At 48.9% G+C, this 6,352-nt stretch carries 3 protein-coding genes; 1 reads left to right on the top strand and 2 read right to left on the bottom strand.

Features of this window, described 5'->3' with window-relative positions; translation table 11 throughout:
• On the bottom strand, positions 1–178 hold a 178-nt coding region (locus HQM11_21140), incomplete at its 3' end, for an AAA family ATPase (GenBank protein MBF0353545.1).
• A gap of 308 nt (positions 179–486) precedes the next feature.
• On the opposite strand from HQM11_21140, the gene HQM11_21135 reads away from it, so the two are divergent.
• Positions 487–5,763 carry an AAA family ATPase gene (locus HQM11_21135; GenBank protein MBF0353544.1) on the top strand — a complete coding sequence of 1,759 codons (5,277 nt, stop codon included), beginning with the start codon at positions 487–489 and terminating at the stop codon, positions 5,761–5,763.
• 113 nt (positions 5,764–5,876) lie between these two features.
• Here the strand turns inward: HQM11_21135 and HQM11_21130 are convergent.
• Positions 5,877–6,352 (bottom strand): PD-(D/E)XK nuclease domain-containing protein (locus HQM11_21130; protein ID MBF0353543.1); only part of this gene is annotated, 476 nt, incomplete at its 5' end.

Below are 6,352 nucleotides of genomic sequence, written 5' to 3'. Positions count from 1 at the left end.
CCAGAATCGAGGCCCACAACGACTTGCCAAACCGGCGGGGACGGATGAAAAACAGGTAGCGATTTTGTTCAAGAACGGGAATGAATCGGGTTTTGTCAACGTAATAGTCATTTTTTTGGCGGATATCTTCAAAGTCAGACGCACCATAAGCGATATTGCGAACACCGGGTTTGAGCATGAAACCTCCTGATCAGAATGATGATGGTTCAATACACCTCTTGTAACCTTAACCCCCGAACAGCGCAAGTGAGGTTTCTATACGGAGCGTGAAAATGATTAAGCATAACATTACTTCCGCCTCACTGTACCAGAGTTTTCGAGATGAGAGCCATAGTTGGCCTTGAGGTCACTATGATCACTGAATTCCTGGACAGAACTTTTCTTGACATCTAAAACCCCGGAATATATGGAAACCAAAGGACGGAACGAACTCATTGGTTATTTTAGATTCCCGTTTCCATGGAACCCTTCTCCCGGCAAGGTGTTATGCAATCCATTTTAGATTATGAAATCACTGAACAACTTTATAAAAGTGCCAACTCTCTCATTTATCGGGCGAGCCATTCTAGGACACGCCAACCCGCTGTTTTGAAACAACTCAGGGAGGAATACCCTTCTCCTCAGAAAATAGCGGGATTCCAACGGGAATATGAAATCACCAGATCGTTTCAGCATGCGGGAATCATTCAAGTGTTTGGGCTGGAAAAATGGAGGCATACCTGGGTTTTGATCATGGAAGATGATGGATGCCAATCCCTGAACCAGTGGCTTACCGCCAACAAACTTGATATCGCGGATTTTCTGGAACTGGCCATCCAGATAGCGGAATGCCTTTCAGCGGTTCATCAGCAAAATGTGATTCACAAAGACATCCATCCTGCCAATATTCTCTTGAATCCACGAACCCGGACGATCAAACTGATTGATTTCGGCATTTCCACGCTGTTGAGCCGTGAGACTCCGTGGGTGGTGAATCCCAATGTGCTGGAAGGAACCCTGGACTATATTTCTCCGGAGCAAACAGGCAGGATGAACCGTTCGATTGATTATCGCAGTGATCTTTACTCTCTGGGCGCCACCTTTTATTTCATGCTGACGGGAACTCCGCCTTTTGCCGGTTCTGATCCGTTGGAACTGGTCCATTGTCATATCGCCAGGGAATTATCCTTTCCCCCGGAACCCCGGATTCCCGAAATGCTGCAAAACATCATTGCCCGCTTGATGGAAAAAACCGCGGAATTCCGGTATCAGAGCGCACTTTCCCTGAAACATGATCTTGAGGTTTGCCTCACTCAATGGAAAGCATCTCAACACATCCCCACCTTCTCTTTGGGACAAACCGACCGTTTTGACCAGTTTCGGATTCCTGAAAAACTCTATGGACGAGAGCGGGAAATCGAAACATTGCTTGCCAGTTTTGAAAGGATTCAGACCGGAAAATCAGAACTGATGCTGGTGAGCGGCTATTCGGGAATCGGAAAAACCTCGCTGATTCATGAAGTGCATAAGCCGATTGTCGCAAAACGGGGCAATTACATTTCAGGGAAATTCGATCAATATCAACGTGATGTCCCTTACTCTGTCTTTATTCAGGCTTTTCAGCAGCTCCTCCAGCAGATTCTGACTGAAACGGAAACCCGGATTCAGGACTGGAAGGAAAAAATTCTGCGTGAGGTGGGCGAGAATGGACAGTTGATCGTGGAAGTGCTTCCCGAACTGGAGCTGATCATTGGCAAACAAAATCCGGTGATCCCGCTTCCTTCCAGAGAAGCCCGGAACCGTTTCAATGGGTGTTTCCGTAATTTTGTGAGTGTCTTCGCCACAGCCGACCATCCGTTGGCGCTGTTTCTGGACGATCTGCAATGGGCGGATCTCTCCTCCCTGAAACTCATAGAACTCTTGATGACCGATTCCGACAGCCGGTTTCTGCTGATGATTCTATCCTGGCGCAGCAATGAAGTGGATCAGGCGCATCCTCTCCTCCGGACCCTCCAGGAGATGCGGGAGAAACAGGTTTCCATGCATTCCGTCCTGCTGGAACCTTTGGACGAAGAACACATCCATCTGATGCTGACTGAAATGTTCCATCGAGCGCAATCAGACACGCTCCCTCTGGCTCAATTGCTTCTCAAAAAGACAGGAGGCAATCCTTTTTTCCTCAAACAACTGCTGAACTCCCTGCATCAGGAGGGGTTGATTGAGTTTGTTCCGTCTACGTTAAACTGGGAATGGGAACTCTCCAGAATCCTGACGTCCGGAATTTCAGAAAATGTGGTGGATTTGATGGTGAACCAGCTCAACAGGGCGGAACCCTCCACTCAGGCTATTTTGAAATCCGCTTCGGTTTTGGGCCGTACCTTCGATTTAAGGCTTCTGTCTCTGCTTCATCGGAAAAATATGAAAGAGACCCTGGGTGTCCTCTGGGAATCCCTGCAAAAAGAATGGATAATTCCTGTGGATGATTCCTGGAAAACGATCTCGGATACCGAATCCCGGAGTGTTTTCTTCAGTTTCGCTCATGACCGGATTCAGCAATCGGCGGCTTCGCTCCTCCCGGCAAATGAGAGGGTGGAACTCCATTTCACGATCGGACAGTTGATGCGACAGCATTGGAGTCAGGAGGAACAGGAAGATCGACTGTTTGAAATGGTGAGTCATCTGAATCAGTCCCTGCCGTTGATCCAAACTTCAGCAGATAAGGCTCAAATCCGCGGGCTGAATCTGAGAGCCGCTCAAAAAGCCAAACGTTCCTTATCCTATGAAACCCAGTTTCACTGTCTGAAATCCGCACAGTCGTTGTTGGAAAAAGACTCCTGGGAGGTGGCTTATCAGGAAACCCTGGATATTTATACGGGAATCACGGAAGCGGCGTTTTATACCGGAAATTATACGGAGATGGACGTGGCGTTGGATGAAGTTCTGAAGCGCGGACAAACCATTCTGGATAAACTGGCAGTCTATCTACTGAAAAGCGACAGGTACATGACGGAAAGTCGTCAACTCGATGCCCTTCGGATGTTGCTGGGGGTCTTAGTGGAATTAGGGGTATCGTTTCCTGAAAATCCGGGAATGCCGGATATTCAGCGGAAAATGGGGGCGGTCCTCACAAAACTGGCTGATATCAGGATCGAGGATCTGGCGGACCTGCCCGCTATGAAGGATGCGCATAAATTGGCGGCCATACAAATCATGGGCAGTATGGTTGCTCCCGCGTATCAGACATTTCCCGTCCTGTTTCCCTTGCTGGTTCTGGAATGCCTGGAGGTCACGCTTGATGCGGGTAACCACCATTTGTCCTCTTTCGTGTATGGGGCTTTCGGTGTGTTGGTGATCACTGTACTGGGAGAGATTGATTTGGGATATCGCCTGTCGATACTAGCGGAACAGGCGCTGGAACGTATCGAGGACAAAACAGTCAAACCCCTGAGTCTTCATGGTATTTACGCATACATCCGACATCACAAGGATCATCTGCGAGACTCGCTTCCGGGGTTGCATGAAGAGCATTCTGTCGCGATGGAAGTCAGTAATTTTGAATATGCCGCCCTGTCGAGCTATTTTATCTGTACTCATTCCCTGTTTCTTGGAATAAATTTATCCCAACTCAAAGAAACAATGAGTTACCACATCCAAATCATGCGAAAAATATCCCAGACCGTATCGCTGGGTTATACAGAACCCTGGCTTCAGGTCACCTTGAATTTGCTTGGAAATACGGAAAACCCCTGGCGTCTTCAAGACATCGCCTGTCATGAAACTGAATTTTTACCTGCGCTGGAAGAGACCCAGGACCGTTATGACCTGCTGCAATTTTATTTTATCAACAGTTTACTGGCTTACTGGGGACAACAATACCGGGAAGCCGAAACACAAATTCTGTTGGCGGAACCATATCTGGATGCGGTCGTTTGTTCGTTCCTTGCGGATTCCCTGTTCTGGTTCTATCGTTGCCTGATCGCGCTGGCGCTCCATGACCAGGCGGAACCCGCTCAACAAGGCAAAATCATGGAAGAGGTGGAAACCTGGTTGAACAAGGTCAAGTTCAGCGCCGATCACGCCCCCATGAATAATCTGCATCGCCGGTATCTGGTGGAAGCGGAAAAAGCCAGAGTTCTTGGGAATATCCTTGAAGCGCAGGAAGCGTATGATCACGCCATTTTCCACGCCCATGCCAATGAGTTTCTCAATGACGAGGCGATGGCCAATGAGCTGGCAGGCCAATTTTACTGGAAGCGTGGAAAAACCAGAATTGCCGGAGTTTATCTCAACGAAGCAATCTATCTGTACCGGCAATGGGGGGCCAATGCGATTGTTCAACGCATGATCCGTGATTACGGCAACCTCGTTGAACTCAGAGAGGTCTCCAAAAGTGATTTTTCACCCCCCGCCCTCCTCTCCGCCAGGACAGATTTCACCATAAGGAATGCCAGTACCCAAAGTCATTCAGAGATTCTGGACATCCACACCCTGCTGAAATCCTCGCAAACCCTCTCGGAAGAAATTTTACTGGAAAATCTGCTGGAAAAAATCATGCGGATCATGGTGGAAAACGCGGGCGCCCAAAAAGGTGTTCTGCTGTTGAAAAATCCACAATGGCGGATTCAGGCTGTCGCGGAAACGGTTTCCTCTACCGTTGAAGTCTTTCAGGGGAGTCCGCTGGATTCCGAAGCATCGCAGTCACAACTGCCCCAATCCATGGTTCAATATGTTCTCCGTACCGGGCAGAATCTGGTATTGGACCATGCCTTCAACGACAAACGTTTCATGAGCGATCCCTATGTGACACGGCATTCTCTGAAATCGGTTTTGTGCGAACCCATCCTGCATCAAGGACAATTCAAAGCGATCCTGTATCTGGAAAATAACCTGACTCCGGGAGCGTTTACAGAAGATCGCCTGGAAATGCTGAAAATGTTGAGTTCGCAGGTGGCGATTTCCATCGAAAATGCCCAACTCTATGCCAATCTGGAAGAAAAAGTCAGGGAACGCACCCTTCAGTTGCAGCAGAAGACCGAGGAACTTGCCGAAAGAAACAGAGAGATGACGGCGGATTTAATCACAGCAGCGGCCGTGCAATCCCAATTGTTCACAGGCTACCGAACGCCCGGGTTTCTGAATATCGCGGTGCGTTATCTTCCGCATTCCCATGTTTCCGGAGATATTTATAAACTCTATGAGGATGCTTCAGAAAGATTCAACCTGTTTCTGGGAGACAGCACCGGACATGGCGTCGCCGCCGCCCTGTCCACAATCATGGCGGATCTTCTGCTCAGTCAAAAAAACGATGCAACCCCTGCGGTGGTTATGAATTACCTCAATGATCACCTGCAAGAGCATTTGCCCGATGATCGATTCATGTCGGCGGTGCTTCTGCAAATCAGCAAAGAAGGTCTGCTGACCCTGACCAATGCGGGACATCCCGCTGTCCTGATATTGCCTGCCAACGGTGAGAATCCTGTTTTGCTCTCGTCCCAAAGCATGATGCTTGGGCTGTTTCAGACGCCCCTGTTCCATTGTCGGGAATCGACTTATACGCTTCAGGCCGGAGACCTTGGTTTCCTTTACACCGATGGCATTACCGAACGTGTAAATCCAAAAGGAAATTTGTTTGGTGAGAAGCGGTTGATCCGGTTTTTACAGGAAAACCGGGACAGGGATGTGGAGGCCTTGCTGGAAATACTGTTGCGACAGGTGGATGAGTTTGCCGAAGGGAACCCACCCGATGATGACATTTCAGCAATCGCATTCCGGTATGTGGGATGAGGCGCAATGTCGTTAACTTGATGCGATATTCTCTGTGAAATCCCCCTTTACAAAGCGGCATGGGGGATTTATTGATGACATTGCTCTTGAGTCCCCCGACCCAATGGTTCTTGCTATTGACTGCTCGTAACCGCCCCCCGATAAACCAGTTCCCAACCGTGATAGACCAGGATGATGCCGGTGAATTTCACATGGGGCGGATACTGTTTCAGGCGATCCTCCGCCAGATATTGCCTTAACTGCTGTTCGGCCTGTTCAATTTCATTCCGGAGTCTGGTGTCAGAGAATTCGTCACGTTTGATGTATTTGAGTTCGATGAGATACCCGAAGGACATCTCGGGATATTTGATCAGGAAGGGTTCCAGAAACAGATCCACATAGCCTTTGCCCAATTCACGTTCGCTGAAACTGAGCAGAAAATCGTTCAGATGCAGATAGGCCAGCAGAAATCCCTGAATCACTTTCTCCCCTTTCATGTAATCCCGGATGCTGGTTTGCGTTTCAACCGCCTGCGCCAGAAAATCAAAGAACGGTTCCCATTCGCCTTTCCAGGCCATTGCCTGCACCATTCTGCCGAGTTTCCAGAGAT

This window comes from SAR324 cluster bacterium, from assembly GCA_015232315.1.
Lineage (GTDB): Bacteria > SAR324 > SAR324 > SAR324 > NAC60-12 > JADFZZ01.
Note: the sequence above shows the minus strand (reverse complement) of the source record. Positions and strands in the feature narration are given on the sequence as shown.